This window comes from Pseudomonas sp. GM80, assembly GCF_000282515.1.
Classification (GTDB): domain Bacteria; phylum Pseudomonadota; class Gammaproteobacteria; order Pseudomonadales; family Pseudomonadaceae; genus Aquipseudomonas.
Genome location: NZ_AKJD01000080.1, coordinates 26,244 through 41,240 on the forward strand (window position 1 = coordinate 26,244; position 14,997 = coordinate 41,240).

20 protein-coding genes are annotated in these 14,997 nt (G+C 59.9%); 10 read left to right on the top strand and 10 right to left on the bottom strand.

What is annotated here, in order from left to right:
* Window positions 1–195: 195 nt before the first annotated feature.
* The 9 genes from PMI37_RS14025 to nrdR form a co-directional block, all read right to left on the bottom strand.
* The gene (locus PMI37_RS14025) at window positions 196–939 is read right to left on the bottom strand and encodes a substrate-binding periplasmic protein (RefSeq protein ID WP_008081836.1); all 744 of its coding nucleotides are present in this window, start codon (window positions 937–939) and stop codon (window positions 196–198) included.
* Window positions 940–976: 37 nt separating this feature from the next.
* Entirely contained in the window at window positions 977–1,480 is a 504-nt protein-coding gene (locus PMI37_RS14030) for a phosphatidylglycerophosphatase A family protein (protein ID WP_008081837.1), read from the bottom strand.
* Window positions 1,477–2,442, bottom strand: a complete 966-nt coding sequence (gene thiL / locus PMI37_RS14035) for a thiamine-phosphate kinase (protein ID WP_008081842.1) — start codon at window positions 2,440–2,442, stop codon at window positions 1,477–1,479. Before thiL ends, PMI37_RS14030 begins: the two co-directional genes overlap by 4 nt.
* Window positions 2,443–2,460: 18 nt before the next feature.
* A complete protein-coding gene (gene nusB, locus PMI37_RS14040; RefSeq protein ID WP_008081844.1) occupies window positions 2,461–2,961 on the bottom strand; it encodes a transcription antitermination factor NusB in 501 nt (166 codons plus the stop codon).
* The gene (ribH, locus tag PMI37_RS14045; protein ID WP_003228649.1) at window positions 2,958–3,434 is read right to left on the bottom strand and encodes a 6,7-dimethyl-8-ribityllumazine synthase; all 477 of its coding nucleotides are present in this window, start codon (window positions 3,432–3,434) and stop codon (window positions 2,958–2,960) included. The genes nusB and ribH overlap by 4 nt, the downstream gene beginning before the upstream one ends.
* 236 nt (window positions 3,435–3,670) lie before the next feature.
* Complete coding sequence (ribBA, locus tag PMI37_RS14050) at window positions 3,671–4,762, bottom strand: bifunctional 3,4-dihydroxy-2-butanone-4-phosphate synthase/GTP cyclohydrolase II (RefSeq protein WP_008081846.1); 1,092 nt, start codon at window positions 4,760–4,762, stop codon at window positions 3,671–3,673.
* Between the two features lie 16 nt (window positions 4,763–4,778).
* Window positions 4,779–5,456 (bottom strand): riboflavin synthase, encoded by a 678-nt coding sequence (locus PMI37_RS14055; RefSeq protein WP_008081847.1) that lies wholly within the window; start codon window positions 5,454–5,456, stop codon window positions 4,779–4,781.
* A 47-nt stretch (window positions 5,457–5,503) separates the two neighbouring features.
* On the bottom strand, window positions 5,504–6,637 hold the full coding sequence (gene ribD / locus PMI37_RS14060; RefSeq protein ID WP_008081848.1) for a bifunctional diaminohydroxyphosphoribosylaminopyrimidine deaminase/5-amino-6-(5-phosphoribosylamino)uracil reductase RibD: 1,134 nt from the start codon (window positions 6,635–6,637) through the stop codon (window positions 5,504–5,506).
* Window positions 6,634–7,098 carry a transcriptional regulator NrdR gene (gene nrdR, locus PMI37_RS14065; protein ID WP_007910946.1) on the bottom strand — a complete coding sequence of 155 codons (465 nt, stop codon included), beginning with the start codon at window positions 7,096–7,098 and terminating at the stop codon, window positions 6,634–6,636. The genes ribD and nrdR overlap by 4 nt, the downstream gene beginning before the upstream one ends.
* 128 nt (window positions 7,099–7,226) lie before the next feature.
* Between nrdR and PMI37_RS14070 the strand changes: the two genes are divergently transcribed.
* The 3 genes from PMI37_RS14070 (at window position 7,227) to trxA (ending at window position 9,412) form a co-directional block, all read left to right on the top strand.
* Entirely contained in the window at window positions 7,227–7,691 is a 465-nt protein-coding gene (locus PMI37_RS14070; protein WP_008081849.1) for a hypothetical protein, read from the top strand.
* The gene (locus PMI37_RS14075) at window positions 7,688–8,341 is read left to right on the top strand and encodes a class I SAM-dependent methyltransferase (RefSeq protein ID WP_008081850.1); all 654 of its coding nucleotides are present in this window, start codon (window positions 7,688–7,690) and stop codon (window positions 8,339–8,341) included. The genes PMI37_RS14070 and PMI37_RS14075 overlap by 4 nt, the downstream gene beginning before the upstream one ends.
* Window positions 8,342–8,539: 198 nt before the next feature.
* The gene (trxA, locus tag PMI37_RS14080) at window positions 8,540–9,412 is read left to right on the top strand and encodes a thioredoxin (protein WP_008081851.1); all 873 of its coding nucleotides are present in this window, start codon (window positions 8,540–8,542) and stop codon (window positions 9,410–9,412) included.
* Between the two features lie 113 nt (window positions 9,413–9,525).
* Here trxA and PMI37_RS14085 read toward each other — a convergent pair whose 3' ends face one another.
* Complete coding sequence (locus tag PMI37_RS14085) at window positions 9,526–9,885, bottom strand: hypothetical protein (RefSeq protein ID WP_008081852.1); 360 nt, start codon at window positions 9,883–9,885, stop codon at window positions 9,526–9,528.
* Between the two features lie 134 nt (window positions 9,886–10,019).
* Here PMI37_RS14085 and PMI37_RS31315 point away from each other — a divergent pair, with 134 nt between their 5' ends.
* The 7 genes from PMI37_RS31315 to PMI37_RS14115 all read left to right on the top strand — a co-directional run bounded on the left by PMI37_RS31315 (window position 10,020) and on the right by PMI37_RS14115 (window position 14,986).
* A complete protein-coding gene (locus PMI37_RS31315) occupies window positions 10,020–10,286 on the top strand; it encodes a PAAR domain-containing protein (protein ID WP_008081853.1) in 267 nt (88 codons plus the stop codon).
* Between the two features lie 105 nt (window positions 10,287–10,391).
* Window positions 10,392–10,601 carry a hypothetical protein gene (locus PMI37_RS14090; protein WP_238552707.1) on the top strand — a complete coding sequence of 70 codons (210 nt, stop codon included), beginning with the start codon at window positions 10,392–10,394 and terminating at the stop codon, window positions 10,599–10,601.
* Window positions 10,598–11,548 carry a hypothetical protein gene (locus tag PMI37_RS14095; RefSeq protein ID WP_008081855.1) on the top strand — a complete coding sequence of 317 codons (951 nt, stop codon included), beginning with the start codon at window positions 10,598–10,600 and terminating at the stop codon, window positions 11,546–11,548. Before PMI37_RS14090 ends, PMI37_RS14095 begins: the two co-directional genes overlap by 4 nt.
* Complete coding sequence (locus PMI37_RS14100) at window positions 11,545–12,111, top strand: hypothetical protein (protein WP_008081856.1); 567 nt, start codon at window positions 11,545–11,547, stop codon at window positions 12,109–12,111. The genes PMI37_RS14095 and PMI37_RS14100 overlap by 4 nt, the downstream gene beginning before the upstream one ends.
* 158 nt (window positions 12,112–12,269) lie before the next feature.
* Window positions 12,270–12,869, top strand: a complete 600-nt coding sequence (locus tag PMI37_RS14105) for a DUF2796 domain-containing protein (protein WP_008081858.1) — start codon at window positions 12,270–12,272, stop codon at window positions 12,867–12,869.
* 139 nt (window positions 12,870–13,008) lie between these two features.
* Window positions 13,009–13,719, top strand: a complete 711-nt coding sequence (locus PMI37_RS14110; protein WP_008081860.1) for an ABC transporter ATP-binding protein — start codon at window positions 13,009–13,011, stop codon at window positions 13,717–13,719.
* Between the two features lies 1 nt (window position 13,720).
* On the top strand, window positions 13,721–14,986 hold the full coding sequence (locus PMI37_RS14115; protein ID WP_008081862.1) for an ABC transporter permease: 1,266 nt from the start codon (window positions 13,721–13,723) through the stop codon (window positions 14,984–14,986).
* Window positions 14,987–14,997 lie beyond the last annotated feature (11 nt).

Consider the following 14,997-nt stretch of genomic DNA (forward strand, 5'->3'; position numbering starts at 1 on the left):
AAAATTCGCAGGCCGGCATTGTAACAGCAGGTTCCTACCGGCGCTTAGGCTGAATTATCGGGCATAACGATCAAAAAGTTTGATAACTACCCGGACAACATGGATCCCTGTAGGAGCTGTCGAGTGAAACGAGGCTGCGATCTTTTGATCTGTTTTTTAGAATCAAGATCAAAAGATCGCAGCGTGCCGCAGCTCCTACAGGGGATTTGTGGCGAAGGGGTAGGGTTGCTTCCACTTCTCGAAGATCGGCTTCAGCTCGCCGCTCTTCACCAGTTGCTCCATGCGCTGGTCATACAGCGCCATCAAGGCCCGGGCCTGCGGAGTGTCGGCAAACCCGAGAAACAGCGGCAACTCGGCCAGGTGCGAATAGCGATACTGCGTCGGATCCGTCGCCGTTTTCACCACCGCTTCAATCTCGGTCAGCGCATCGATGTAGTAATCCGCCCGCCCCTGCTTGAGCATCGAGAGAATGCCGGTGCGGCGCTCGATCTGGTTGTAGCGCTTGATGTTCGGCAGGTAATTTTCGTAACGATAGCCACGCACCCACGCCAGTCGATACTTGCCCAGCGTCGCCTGGGTGGGCGATGGGTTGTTCGCCAGGCCCAATGCGTAGATATGGTCGGAATCGAAATTCCACTGCGGATACAGCACTTGCTCGGCTTCGTCGCGGTAGGAGCCGACCAGCGCGTCGACTTCCTTCAACTGCACCAGCCCCACCGAACGGGTGTACGGCACCGTGCGAATGTCCAGCTTGACCCCCGCCGGCTCGAACACCTTGCGCAGTACATCCCAACCCAGACCATGGCCATCGGCGGCGGTGTAGTCTTCCCAGTCTTCGCTGGCCAGATGGATGACTGCAGGCGTCGGCGCGGCTTCCTGCGCACCGGCCACGGTGCTCAGCAAAGCCAAAACCACTAACGCCAACCAGCGTCGAGTCATCCCTAGTCCCCTCACTTGACCCTGATATCCCTTGGAATCAGGCGAAAATCCACACCAGGCCCTGCATGGCCAGCCAGGCGAACACACCGGCCAGCACATCGTCGAGCATGATGCCGAAGCCGCCATGCACATGCCGGTCGACCCAGCGGATCGGCCAAGGCTTGAGAATGTCGAAGAAACGGAACACCAGGAAACCCGCAAGTAACCAGTACCAGCCTTCCGGCACCAGCCACAGGGTGATCCACATGCCGACCATTTCGTCCCAGACGATGCCTTCGTGGTCGTGTACCCGCAGGTCGTCGGCCACTTTGCCGCACAGCCAGAAGCCGAACAGCATGGTGATCCCGAGCATCAGCCAGTAACCCCAGTCGGGCAACATCTGCCACAACGGGATAAAGGGTAGCGCAACTAACGAGCCCCACGTGCCCGGTGCTTTCGGCAAGGTGCCGGAACCGAAACCGAAGGCAATGAAATGCCAGGGATTGCGCCACACCGATGGCGGTACGAATTCGCCCGGAACCTGTTTCGGGTGGTCTGTCACGGTGACTCCTGAAAATGTTGATAACCCCGGATTTGCGGGGTGATGTCGCGCCCGTCACGATCCAGCAGCGCCACGCCCTGCCCCTCTGCCACACGACCGATCACGTGGATCGGCCAGCCATTGGCCAGCAACGCTGGCAACTCGACGGACGGCAGGGTGAAGGCCAACACGTAATCATCGCCGCCGCTGAGCGCTGCACGTTCGGCGCCACGCTGGCCGAGAAACGCCACTAAAGCATCCGACAGCGGTACGCGCTCGCGTTCAATCTCAAGCCGAACCTTCGACGCCAGCGCGATGTGCCCGCAATCGGCGAGCAGGCCATCGGAGATGTCCAGCGCCGACGTGGCTTTGCCGCGCAAGGCCTGACCGAGCGCGAGTTGCGGTTGTGGCGACCAGTAATGATCGAGCAGCGGTTGGCCGATTTCTGGCTCGGCCTCACGCTGGCCCAACACCAGTGGCAAGGCACCGGCAGCATTGCCCAGCTCCCCGCCGACACACAGCAAGTCACCCGGCTGCGCGCCGCTGCGGGTCAAGGCCTGACCGGCAGGAATACGACCGAACACGGTGACAGTCAGGCTCAACGGCCCGCGCGTGGTATCGCCGCCGACCAGCGCGACACCGCAGCTCTGCGCCATGCGGTTCAAACCGCGAGCATAGGCTTGCAGCCAATCGGCGGTCACCGTCGGCACAGTCAGGGCAAGGGTAAAGGCAACGGGCGTGGCGCCCATGGCGGCCAGATCGCTGACCGCAACGGCCAGCGAGCGCTGACCGAGCAGAAACGGATCGCAGGGGTCGGCGAAATGCACACCGGCCACCAGCGTATCGGTGGAAATCGCCAGCTGTTCCCCGGAAGGAACAGCGAGCAAGGCGCAGTCATCGCCGATCCCCAGCGCAACGCCTTCGCCGCCCTGCGCACAAGGCGCGGCGGCGAAGAAGTTGCGGATCAGCTCAAACTCGCCCATTGAAGTATCAAGCGCGTTTCAGCGCTTGAACGCCTTCACTTCAGCTTCACGCAGGCGCGGGGCCAGTTTGTCGAGCACGCCGTTGACGAACTTGTGACCGTCGGTGGAACCGTAGACTTTCGCCAGTTCGATCCCTTCGTTGATCACAACGCGATACGGCACGTCGACGCGCTTGAGCAGTTCCCAGGTCGACAGGCGCAGTACGCACAGTTCAACCGGATCCAGCTCTTCGATGGTCAGGTCCAGGCACGGCGCCAGCGCAGTGTCGATCTCGGTCAGACTGGCCGGAACACCGTGCAGGATGTCGTGGAAGTAGCTGGCATCGGCGAAGGTGAAATCGTTGTCGACGCGAAACTGCGCTTCGATTTCGTTCAGCGAAGTACTGGCCATGTGGCGCTGGTACAACGCTTGAGTCGCCAACTGACGGGCAGCGCGGCGCTTTTCGCTTTTCGAAGGCTTGCCGGCGTCGGTTGGACGCGGATCGCGCGGGTTGAAACGATCGCTTTCGTCGCTAATCACTTGGCCTCCAACTGTGCCAGCAGGCTGACCATTTCCAGAGCGGACAGGGCAGCTTCAGCACCTTTGTTACCGGCCTTGGTGCCGGAACGTTCGATGGCTTGCTCGATGGAATCAACGGTCAGGACGCCGAAAGCGACCGGCACGCCGAACTCCATGGACACCTGGGCCAGACCCTTGGTGCATTCGCCGGCCACGTATTCGAAGTGCGGAGTACCGCCACGAATGACCGCACCCAGGGCGATGATTGCTGCGAACTCGCCTTTCTGGGCGACTTTCTGCGCAACCAGCGGGATTTCGAAGGCGCCAGGTGCGCGGATGATGGTGATGTCGCTTTCGCTCACGCCGTGGCGAACCAGGGCATCAACTGCACCGCTGACCAGGCTTTCAACGACGAAGCTGTTGAAGCGGCCCACTACCAAAGCGTAGCGGCCTTTAGGGGCGATGAAGGTACCTTCGATGGTCTTCAGGGTCATTCGTCAGTTCTCTTAAAGAGCCGGGACGCGTTTCGTACGCGTCCCTCAGTGATATTAGCCACGAACACATGGCCGGAAAAACCCGCATTGCTACTCGACTGCACCCTTGTGGCGAGGGGATTCATCCCCGATGGACTGCGCAGCAGTCCCAAAAACAGGGGCCGCTGCGCAGCCCGTCGGGGATGAATCCCCTCACCACAAGAATCCATGTCAACAATGCCGGAAACGACCGGTCATTATTCGGAGGGCACGTATTCTACAACTTCCAGATCGAAACCGGATATCGCATTAAATTTCATTGGCGCAGACATCAGGCGCATTTTGCGCACACCGAGGTCTCGCAGGATCTGCGAACCGGCACCGACGATGCTGTAGGTGGTCGGTTTTTTCGGCGCTGGCTGATCACCGGTTTCACGGATATGCGCCAGCAGCACGTCGCCATCGAGCGGGTGACCGAGCAGCAACACCACACCGCTGCCCGCCTCGGCAACCGCAGCCATCGCGGCGCGCAGGCTCCAGCGGCCCGGTTGTTTGACCATCAGCAGGTCGCGCAGCGGGTCCATGTTGTGCACGCGAACCAGCGTTGGCTCTTCAGCGCAAACAGTGCCCAGGGTCAGCGCCATGTGCACGTCGCCTTCCACCGAATCACGATAGGTCACCAGGTTGAATTGGCCCAGTTCGCTGTCCAGTGGCTGCTCGGCAATCCGCTGAACGGTACGTTCGTGGATCATCCGGTAGTGAATCAGGTCGGCAATGGTGCCGATCTTGATGTTGTGTTCAGCGGCGAAGGCTTCCAGTTCAGCGCGACGAGACATGGTGCCGTCGTCGTTCATCACTTCGCAGATCACCCCGCTCGGCTCGAAACCGGCCATGCGCGCGAGGTCGCAAGCGGCTTCGGTGTGGCCAGCGCGAGCGAGGGTGCCGCCGGCCTGAGCCATCAGCGGGAAGATGTGGCCGGGGCTGACGATGTCTTCAGCCTTGGCGTCTTTGGCGGCCGCAGCTTGCACGGTGCGCGCACGGTCGGCGGCGGAGATGCCGGTGGTGACGCCTTCGGCGGCTTCGATCGAAACGGTGAACTTGGTGCCGAAACCGGAACCGTTGCGCGGCGCCATCAGCGGCAACTTCAACAGTTCGCAGCGCTCGCGGCTCATCGGCATGCAGATCAGGCCACGGGCGTGCTTGGCCATGAAGTTGATGTGTTCGGCCTGGCAGCATTCGGCGGCCATGATCAGGTCGCCTTCGTTCTCGCGGTCTTCGTCATCCATGAGGATGACCATCTTGCCTTGGCGGATGTCTTCAACCAGTTCTTCGATGCTATTGAGCGCCACAAGGCACCCCCTTCAGTCAGGATTTGAGATAGCCGTTGGCGGCCAGAAAGCTTTCAGTGATCGTGCCACCAGGCTTTTGTGAAGAGCCGGACTCCGCAGCCTTGTCACCCAAGAGCAGACGCTCCAGATAACGCGCCAGCAAATCGACTTCCAGATTCACCCGGCGACCTGGCGTGTACGACGCCATGATGGTTTCGCTCAGGGTGTGCGGAATGATCGTCAGCATGAACTCGGCGCCATCGACTGCGTTCACGGTCAGGCTGGTGCCGTCGACGGTGATCGAGCCTTTGTGGGCGATGTACTTGGCCAGGTCTTTCGGCGCGCGGATGCGAAATTCCACGGCGCGGGCATTGTCGGAGCGCGAGACGATTTCGCCGACACCGTCGACGTGGCCGCTGACCAGATGCCCGCCGAGACGGGTGGTCGGGGTCAGGGCTTTTTCCAGATTGACCGGGCTGCCGCTTTTCAGGTCATTCATGGCGGTGCAGTCGAGGGTTTCACGGCTGACGTCGGCGGCAAAGCCGTCGCCCGGCAGCTCGACCGCCGTCAGGCACACGCCGTTGACCGCGATGCTGTCGCCGAGTTTGACGTCGCTCAGGTCGAGCTTGCCGGTGGCGACGTGTACCCGCACATCACCGCCCTTTGGGGTCAGTGCGCGGATACTGCCGATGGATTCGATGATGCCGGTAAACATGGGGTTCTCCTTGAGAACTAAGCCAGCGTAATAACGATGGCCGGGAATTATACGCTCGCCGAACGGACAGGGATGGCAGTGACTCGCCAGTCATCGCCGACCGCACGAATTTCAGTGATTTTCAGCTCCGGCGCATCCTTCATATGGGCCAGCGGCCAGTCCAGCAATGGACGCGCCGTGGAGCCGAGGAACTTGCCGGCGATGAAGATCACGAATTCATCCACCAGACCGAGCTGAGCGAAAGCGCCGGCCAGACTTGGGCCAGCCTCGACCAGCACTTCGTTGGTGCCGCGATTGGCCAGCTCGATCAGCAATTGATGCAGATCGACCTGACCGTCATCGCCCGGCACGATCAGGCATTCCGGGCCGTGGGCGTATTGCTCTTCGATCGCGACGCAGGTGGCGACCAACGCCGGGCCAGCCTTGAAGAATGGTGCATCGAGTGGCACCCGCAGGCGGCCGTCGATCAACACGCGCAGCGGCGGTCGGCTCATGGCCAGCGCGGTTTGCTCGCTGTCCAGACCGAGTTCGTCAGCGCGAACGGTCAAACGCGCGCCATCCGCCAGCACCGTGTCAGCGCCGGTCAGCACCACGGCCGCCTGAGCGCGCAAACGCTGCACCGCCGAACGCGCCGCCGGGCCGGTGATCCATTGGCTCTCGCCGTTTTCCATCGCCGTGCGCCCGTCGAGGCTCATGGCCAACTTGACCCGCACGAACGGCAAGCCGTGTTCCATGCGTTTCAGGAAACCTTGATTGAGCTTGCGCGCCTCGGCTTCGAGCACACCGCTTTCGGTGGCGATGCCGGCATCGGCGAGACGCTGCAAACCACGTCCGGCAACTTGCGGATTCGGATCACGCATCGCCGCTACGACTCGGGCGACACCGGCATTCACCAGCGCATCGGCGCACGGCGGCGTGCGGCCATGGTGGCTGCACGGTTCGAGGGTCACATACGCGGTAGCGCCCCGAGCCAGTTCACCGGCAGCGCGCAGCGCATGGACTTCAGCGTGCGGTTCGCCGGCGCGTTCGTGCCAGCCTTCGCCGACAATCTGCCCGTCGCGCACCACCACACAGCCGACCCGAGGATTGGGATGGGTGGTGTAGTGACCTTTGCGCGCCAGTTCCAGCGCACGCGCCATAAAGTGCGCGTCGAGGATGGCCTGCTCGGCGACGGTGGTCATTCCTTCACCGGTTCGCGGGCGAGGCGGTCGATTTCTTCGCGAAATTCGTTGAGGTCCTGGAAGCGCTTGTACACCGAAGCGAAGCGGATGTAGGCGACTTCATCAAGCTTCTGCAATTCAGCCATGACCAGTTCGCCGACCACGAGGGATTTGACCTCGCGCTCGCCGGTGGCGCGCAGCTTGTGCTTGATGTGAACCAGAGAGGATTCGAGGCGCTCGACGCTCACCGGACGTTTCTCCAGGGCGCGTTGCATGCCGGCGCGGAGTTTTTCTTCGTCGAACGGTTGGCGGCTGCCGTCGGTTTTGATCAGGCGCGGCAACACCAGTTCGGCCGTCTCGAACGTCGTGAAACGCTCGCCGCAGGCCAGGCATTCACGCCGGCGGCGCACCTGTTCGCCCTCGGCGACCAGACGCGAGTCGATGACCTTGGTGTCGTTGGCACCGCAGAAGGGACAGTGCATGGTGGCTGGCAACAAAAAAAGGGAGGGCCATGGTAGCGCATCCCGGTGGCAAGACAAGCCATAGGCTTTGCGGTATACAGAACGGCATGATCGTTTGATCCATGGATTTCATTTTGCCGGAGCATCCAATGCCGTTACGTCCGCTCGTTTTGCTCAGTCTTTTCAGCCTGCTGGTGGCCTGTGGCAGCGATGCACCCAAGCCCCAGCCGCCGACGCCAGGCCCGGCACCGCAACAAGCGCAGAAAAAAGCCAAGGAAGCCGCCGAGCTTGGCCCGCTACCGGCTTATCAACGCGAACTGAGTGGCACCCTGCAAGGCGTGCCGGCCGGTGCCGAAGTCGAACTGGCGTTGCTGGTGATCGATGAAAAGGATCGCCCGCAACAATTGCTCGCCAGTTCCAGCCTGATCGGCAACAACCAGATCCTGCCGTTCCATGTGCGCTTCAACCCCGAGGCCTTTCCGGTCGGTGCGCGAGTTGAATTGCGTGGCCGCGCCAGCCAGTCCGGCCAGTTGATCCTGCATCTGCCGTCGCAAACCATCACCCAGCCGACCACTCAGGCGTTGGGCCAACTGCAATTTGTCAAAGCACCATGACGGCACCGCTCGACCTGCAACAGGCGTTAGGTGAATTGCTCGGCGACGCCAGACTCAAGGTCTGCGCGTTGCCGGACACTGATTTACAGCTATGGCTGATCGATGGCGACAACATGGATCGCCAATTCAGTCAGGAAGAAATTCAGCGAATTCTGCACGAGCCACCCTATTGGGGTTTCTGCTGGGCCAGTGGTCTGGCAGTGGCCCGCTATCTGGCGGAGTTCCCCGAGTGGGTGCGCGGCAAGCGCGTGCTGGATTTCGGCGCAGGTTCGGGGATTGCCGGGATTGCGGCGGTGAAGGCCGGGGCGCTGGAGGTGGTGGCCTGCGATCTCGATCCGCTGGCGATTGCCGCGTGCCGGGCGAATGCCGCGCTGAATAATGTTGAGATGAGTTACTCGACGGATTTCTTTGCCGAAGCAGATCGCTTTGATCTGATTCTGGTGGCGGACGTGTTGTATGACCGGGCGAACCTGCCATTGCTCGATGCATTTTTGAGCCGCGGCCGCGAGGCGTTGGTCGCGGATTCGCGGGTTCGGGATTTTCGCCATCCGTTGTATGAACGCATTGAAATGCTTGAGGCGATGACGTTGCCGGATCTGGCCGAGCCTGAGGAATTTCGGCATGTCAGCCTGTACCACGCGCGGCGCTAACCAAAAGCATCGCGGGCAAGCCCGCTCCCACAGTGACCGAGTCGAACCAACATTTCGTATACGACACAGAACCCTGTGGGAGCTGGCTTGCCAGCGATGGCGTCCTGCCTAGCGGTACACCTCTCAAATCTGCCCCGCTTCCGGCCACACCCCGCCAAGCCGTATAGTTGCCCTATCCACGCTTTGACGAGATCCCCCATGAGTGAGCAAACGCCGTACATCTTCGACGCCACGACTGCCGATTTCGACCAGTCGGTGATCGAGGCTTCTTTCAACAAACCGGTGCTGGTGGACTTCTGGGCCGACTGGTGCGCGCCGTGCAAGGCGTTGATGCCGATGCTGCAAGGCATAGCCGAGAGTTATCAGGGCGAATTGCTGCTGGCCAAGGTCAACTGCGACATCGAGCAAGACATCGTTGCCCGTTTCGGTATTCGCAGCCTGCCGACCGTAGTGCTGTTCAAGGACGGTCAACCGGTCGACGGCTTTGCCGGTGCACAACCGGAATCCGCTGTGCGCGCACTGCTGGAGCCGCATGTGCAGATGCCGCCGCCGGCGGCTGCCGATCCGTTCGAACAGGCTCAGGCGTTGTTCGATGACGGTCGTTACGCCGATGCCGAAGCGGCGCTGGTGGTGATGCTCAATGAAGACAACACCAACGCCAAGGCGCTGATCCTCTACGCGCGCTGCCTGACTGAACGCGGCGAGCTGGACGAAGCGCAAACCGTGCTTGATGCGGTCAAGAGCGATGAGCACAAGGCTGCTTTGGCTGGGGCCAAGGCGCAGATCAAGTTCCTCGGTCTGGCACGTGACCTGCCGGATGCCGCCGACCTGAAAGCGCGTTTGGCGAAAGATCCGCAGGATGATGAGGCGGTGTATCAACTGGCGATTCAGCAGCTCGCTCGCCAGCAGTATGAGGCGGCGCTTGAGGCGATGCTCAAGCTGTTTATCCGCAATCGCAATTATGCCGAAGGCTTGCCACACAAGACCTTGCTGCAGGTGTTCGAGTTGCTGGGCAATGATCATCCGCTGGTCAGTGTTTACCGCCGCAAGATGTTTGCTGCACTTTATTAAGATCAACAGATCGCAGCCTGCGGCAGCTCCTACAGGTTCAGCGTTCATCCGCAAAATGCGCGGTGAACACGATCCCAATGTAGGAGCTGCCGCAGGCTGCGATCTTTAGCGGCTCACTCGATCCAGCTGTAGAGCGGCGTATCCCCGCCGCTCACCACTTTCACGTCCGCGCTATGGCGCAAGCGCACCAGCAAGCGCTTGCCCGCCACCGCGCTGCCGGTCAGCCCTTCAAGCTGTTCAAGCAGATCCGGCCCGCTGAGTTGCCCGGCCTTGCGCAACAGATCCTTGGCCAGCTGCCACAACGCATCGTCCTGATTCAGCGGTTTCGCCGCAGGCGCCGACGCCACCGCTTCAGGCTGGCCGATCGGCGCCTGCGTATTCAGCGCCGAACCCAGCTTCGCCCAGTCACTGTCATCCAGTTCAACAGTCAAATCCACCGGCACCTCGCCGACGGTTCCACGTATCCGCAACATTGCGTTCGCTCCCGCACATTTCTGACATGCATGCTCCCACGGGACTTGTGCAACGCCAAGTAAAGGCGCCAAACGCATCTGGTAATTCTTGGGTAATCGACTACATTGATCTCTTTTTCGCGGGAAGGATCCCAATGTCTTCAGGACGAAAACTGACCTCAAAGGGAGGCCCGACCTCTACGGGAGGTGTGGTACTTGAGGGAAATGAAAACCTCAATATCGAAGGAAAAATAATCGCCTCCATCGGACAACTCGTCAGTTGTCCGGTTTGCGGCCCCGGCAAAGGTCCGATCGTGGCGGTGGGCGAAAGAACGCTGATATTGCCTGCTGGCCCCGCTGCTTTGGTAGATGATTATGTCGCCTGCGGCTGCCCGCCCATGTCCAACAAACTGCTGCCTTAACAACACAGTGGTTTTGCCGGAATAGGCCGCCCCGCCCCTATCGACATGGGGCCACCGATTGTTGCGCTGACTTCGTATAGTTACCTGCAGGTAATCATCGAACGCTTGGACGACGTCGAAAAGCCTGGACTGTCCTACAAACTCAAGGACAAAAAAAAGCTGGCTGTCTTGCAAGACAGCACCTGCAACGCCACGGGTGAAGGCTGCGAACACAAAGTAGAAAACCACGCGGATTACGACACTCTGTTGGTCAGTGAAGATTCCGAGTGGACGTTTTATGCCTACGAAGAACCGTTGCAACAGGATCTGTCATGAAATCGGAAATCAAACTGATCTTTAAAGACTTTCTTATGCAGCCACCAAAAGGCATCAAGTTTCAGATGCTGGTGGATGGATCGATCATCGACGACAACATTATTCAGAACGATGACAAGCCTCGCATTTACTCGCTCATCTCTGACAAGGGGCAAACCGGCATCACACTCTCGGGTTCAAAGACATTACCCTCGGTAAAAACCCGCGATAGCCACGAAGTTACTGTTCAGATCGTCGGCTCATCGGGAGCGACGAAGGCGATGCACACAGCCACGCTGACCGAAGGCAAGTCCCTGTCGATCGTCGCCGTTTCACCGTGGGTGAAGGTGCCTTTGTCCACCAGCGGTGCCGTTTCCAATGACACCTTTTACGAGGTGGAGTACGGGGTCAAACGCAAAAACGAGACCCGCACCGTGAAAGTGGTCATCCAGGATATGCCGCGCCGCATATTGATGGAGGCGCTTTCACACCGAGGTTCGACCGTATGGGCCGGTAACAACGTTAAACACTCTTTACCGCATCCAACACTTAAGAAAAGCGTGGAATTCCGGGCGGAATCAAACAAGTGCAATGTGTTCGTCTATGACGTATTGACCGCAATCGGTGTCAATGTGGCGATGATCGAACATGGCTCTTCAAAATACATTCCGGGTTATTCCAAAGTGAGTCCGCCGACCGCAGGAGAATGGGCAGACGAAACCCGACTGCTTAATAGCTGGAACGCCGAGAAATCACCGCTTCCCGGAGACGTCGGTGCTTATGCTGTCAATTACACGGATGCCAGCGGCCACGTAGGTTTTGTTCTGACCCAGGGTGTCTGCATTTCTGCAGGCTGGGACAAAATAGAAGTCAACGATGTCGGTTTTCGAATCGCATCGGGCAATGCCGCTCGCGGTGACCACGACTTCACCATCTTCCGACGCTACAAATACAGCAAACCACAATGAAACGTCTTTTCTGGATAATCCTGACTGCTTCACTTTTACTGATTGTGGCATGGCGATTTTGGTCGCCCGCCAACCTTTCAGCCTGTACCTACGAAAACATAGCGCCGGGTCCGCTGACCGCCGTGGTCCGCAATTATTTTGAGGGCAATAGCCGCATCGACTGGCGGGATATGGACGACCGTTTCGACATACTTTCTACTCCTGAAGGCCAAAAAATCGCTGGCCAACCAAAGCCGTACACCTGCGAAGCACTGCAGATACTACAAAGCCCGGCGTTCAGTCAGAGTGAAAAAATCTTCACCACTGCGTTGATGTTCCAGTTGCCGATAGGCCAATACATGGCCTTCATGGATCGCACCCATCAACTCTATGCAGAGGGCAAAATAGATCAGGAGGTCATGAAAGTGGTAATACGTCCACGCGGAACAGCCATCAATTACTGGTGGCTGCCAGCATGGCGCCAGCGCTTCACTCGCGATGCCGCGAGCGTGCTTGAGGCAAATCTGATCAAGTATGTGCTATCGGGCCATTACTGGTTCGACTATCCCGGCGCAGGCTTCTGACTCTACAAGCATGACCTCCAATCTATGTGCCGCCCCGGAATCTGTCCCGGGCGGTGCTCAGTCATGCCTTGCGCAAAGCGGAACGCACGGGCAAACTCTGCGGACTTTCGTTATAAGATTACATAACAAACTCTTCACTTTACTTCCCGGAGACCGCCATGCGTCGTCTGTTGCTCGCTTTGCCGTTTGCCCTGTTGCCGCTGGCCATCGCCCACGCGGCCGATGAGCATGACCACGATCACGACCATGAACACGGCAGCCTCGGCGCGCACGAACACGGCGTTGGCCGTCTGAACGCTGCGCTCGATGGCCAGACTCTGGAACTGGAGCTGGAAAGCCCGGCGATGAACCTGGTGGGTTTCGAACACGTCGCCACCAGCGATGCCGACAAGGCCAAGGTCGCCGCCGCCCGTGCGCAGCTGGAAAAACCGCTGACCCTGTTCAGCCTGCCCGCCGCTGCTGGCTGCAAAGTGGTCAGTCAGGAGCTGGAGAGCCCGCTGTTCGGTGACAAACCGGATGCCGACGATCATGACGCCGATGAAGCGGACAAGGACGGTCATGAGCATCACCACGACCACAGCGAAATCCACGCGCATTATCAATTTAACTGCGCGGCACCGGGCGCGTTGAAGACGCTGGACCTGGCCAACGTGTTCAAGACCTTCCCGGCGACGCAGAAAATTCAGGTACAACTGATCAGCACCAGCGGCCAGCAAGGGACCGAAGTGACGGCCAAGGCTGCTTCACTGAAATTCTGATAACACCGGAACATGTATTCCAATGTAGGAGCTGCCGCAGGCTGCGATCTTTTGATCTTGCTTTAAGAAGATCAGGAGCAAAAGATCGCAGCCTTCGGCAGCTCCTGCAGGGGCTATGAAAACTCATGAAATTGGTGTCATGACCCAAGCACTCATCGAACTGTCCGACCTGAGCTTTAACTGGCCCGGTCACCCGCCGTTGCTGGACATCCCGGCGTTTCGCCTGGAAGCCGGCGAAACCCTGTTCCTCAAAGGCCCCAGCGGCAGCGGCAAGACCACCCTGCTCGGCCTACTCGGCGGTGTGCAGAAACCCGGTCGTGGCAGCATTCGTCTGCTCGGCCAGGAGCTGACCCAACTCTCGGCCGGCGCCCGCGATACCTTTCGCGTCGATCACACTGGCTACATTTTCCAGCAGTTCAACTTGCTGCCGTTTCTCTCGGTGCGCGAGAACGTTGAGCTGCCGTGTCACTTTTCCAAGCTTCGCGCACAACGGGCGAAACAGCGTCACGGCAGCGTCGACCAGGCCGCCGCCACCCTGCTCGCGCACTTGGGTTTGAAGGATGAAAGCATTCTCAGCCGTCGCGCCGATTCGCTGTCGATCGGTCAGCAGCAACGGGTCGCCGCCGCACGCGCGTTGATCGGTCAGCCAGAGTTGGTGATCGCTGACGAGCCAACCTCGGCGCTGGATTACGACGCACGGGAAAACTTCATTCGCCTGTTGTTCGCCGAATGCCGCGAGGCCGGATCGAGTCTGTTGTTCGTCAGCCACGACCAGAGTCTGGCGCCGCTGTTCGACCGTCATCTGTCCCTGGCCGAACTCAATCGCGCCGCCACGTCTGCCGAGGTCTGAGATGTATCTGTTTCGTCTGGCCATGGCCAGCCTGGCCAACCGCCGCTTTACCGCCCTCCTCACCGCGTTCGCGATTGCCTTGTCAGTGTGCCTGCTGCTCGCCGTAGAACGGGTGCGCACCGAGGCCAAAGCCAGTTTCGCCAGCACCATCAGCGGCACCGACCTGATTGTCGGCGCCCGCTCCGGTTCGGTGAACCTGCTGCTGTACTCGGTGTTCCGCATCGGCAACGCCACCAACAACATTCGCTGGGACAGCTTCGAACATTTCGCCAACAACCCGAAAGTGAAGTGGGCGATCCCGATGTCCCTCGGCGACTCCCATCGCGGCTACCGGGTGATGGGCACCACTGAGGCCTATTTCGAGCATTACCAGTACGGTCGCCAGCAGCATCTGCAACTGGCCGACGGTCGTGCATTTGCCACCGATCCGTTTGAAGTGGTGCTCGGCGCTGAAGTGGCCGATGCGCTGCATTACAAGCTCGGCGACAAACTGGTGCTGGCCCACGGCGTGGCGGCGATCAGTCTGGTCAAACACGATGACAAACCGTTCACCGTGGTCGGCATTCTCAAGCGCACCGGCACCCCGGTCGATCGCACGTTGCACATCAGCCTCGGTGGCATGGAGGCGATTCACATCGACTGGCACAACGGCGTGCCGGCCCGAGGCAATGGGCGGATCAGCGCTGATCAGGCGCGCAACATGGACCTGACGCCGCAAGCGATCACCGCGTTCATGCTCGGTCTCAACAGCAAGATTTCCACCTTTGCCCTGCAACGCGAGATCAATGAATTCCGTGGCGAACCAATGCTGGCGATCCTGCCGGGCGTGGCGTTGCAGGAGTTGTGGAGCCTGATGAGCACCGCTGAAAAAGCGCTGTTCGTGGTTTCGCTGTTCGTCGTGCTGACCGGTTTGATCGGCATGCTCACAGCGATTCTCACCAGCCTCAACGAACGTCGCCGCGAGATGGCGATTCTGCGTTCGGTCGGCGCAAGGCCGTGGCACATCGCGAGTCTGCTGGTGCTGGAAGCGTTTGCTTTGGCGCTGACCGGCGTCATCGCAGGTCTGGCATTGCTGTACATCGGCATCGCCGCTGCGCAGGGTTACGTGCAAGCCAATTACGGTTTGTTCCTGCCGCTGGCATGGCCGAGCGAGTATGAATGGACGCTGCTCGGTGGCATTCTGGCGGCCGCGCTGCTGATGGGCAGCGTGCCGGCCTGGCGTGCGTATCGCCAATCCCTGGCCGATGGCCTGTCGATCCGTTTATGAGGATGTTCACC

Excerpts from the sequence above, each read along its gene's own strand:
- PMI37_RS31315 (WP_008081853.1), top strand. The coding sequence starts at position 10,020 with ATGTCTTCAGGACGAAAACTGACCTCAAAGGGAGGCCCGACCTCTACG.
- PMI37_RS14055 (WP_008081847.1), bottom strand. The coding sequence starts at position 5,456 with ATGTTTACCGGCATCATCGAATCCATCGGCAGTATCCGCGCACTGACC.
- PMI37_RS14025 (WP_008081836.1), bottom strand. The coding sequence starts at position 939 with ATGACTCGACGCTGGTTGGCGTTAGTGGTTTTGGCTTTGCTGAGCACC.
- thiL (WP_008081842.1), bottom strand. The coding sequence starts at position 2,442 with ATGGGCGAGTTTGAGCTGATCCGCAACTTCTTCGCCGCCGCGCCTTGT.
- PMI37_RS14070 (WP_008081849.1), top strand. The coding sequence starts at position 7,227 with ATGCCGTTACGTCCGCTCGTTTTGCTCAGTCTTTTCAGCCTGCTGGTG.
- ribH (WP_003228649.1), bottom strand. The coding sequence starts at position 3,434 with ATGACCCTGAAGACCATCGAAGGTACCTTCATCGCCCCTAAAGGCCGC.
- PMI37_RS14075 (WP_008081850.1), top strand. The coding sequence starts at position 7,688 with ATGACGGCACCGCTCGACCTGCAACAGGCGTTAGGTGAATTGCTCGGC.
- PMI37_RS14115 (WP_008081862.1), top strand. The coding sequence starts at position 13,721 with ATGTATCTGTTTCGTCTGGCCATGGCCAGCCTGGCCAACCGCCGCTTT.
- nrdR (WP_007910946.1), bottom strand. The coding sequence starts at position 7,098 with ATGCACTGTCCCTTCTGCGGTGCCAACGACACCAAGGTCATCGACTCG.
- PMI37_RS14085 (WP_008081852.1), bottom strand. The coding sequence starts at position 9,885 with ATGTTGCGGATACGTGGAACCGTCGGCGAGGTGCCGGTGGATTTGACT.
- PMI37_RS14095 (WP_008081855.1), top strand. The coding sequence starts at position 10,598 with ATGAAATCGGAAATCAAACTGATCTTTAAAGACTTTCTTATGCAGCCA.
- PMI37_RS14105 (WP_008081858.1), top strand. The coding sequence starts at position 12,270 with ATGCGTCGTCTGTTGCTCGCTTTGCCGTTTGCCCTGTTGCCGCTGGCC.
- PMI37_RS14110 (WP_008081860.1), top strand. The coding sequence starts at position 13,009 with ATGACCCAAGCACTCATCGAACTGTCCGACCTGAGCTTTAACTGGCCC.
- PMI37_RS14100 (WP_008081856.1), top strand. The coding sequence starts at position 11,545 with ATGAAACGTCTTTTCTGGATAATCCTGACTGCTTCACTTTTACTGATT.
- ribD (WP_008081848.1), bottom strand. The coding sequence starts at position 6,637 with ATGACCACCGTCGCCGAGCAGGCCATCCTCGACGCGCACTTTATGGCG.
- trxA (WP_008081851.1), top strand. The coding sequence starts at position 8,540 with ATGAGTGAGCAAACGCCGTACATCTTCGACGCCACGACTGCCGATTTC.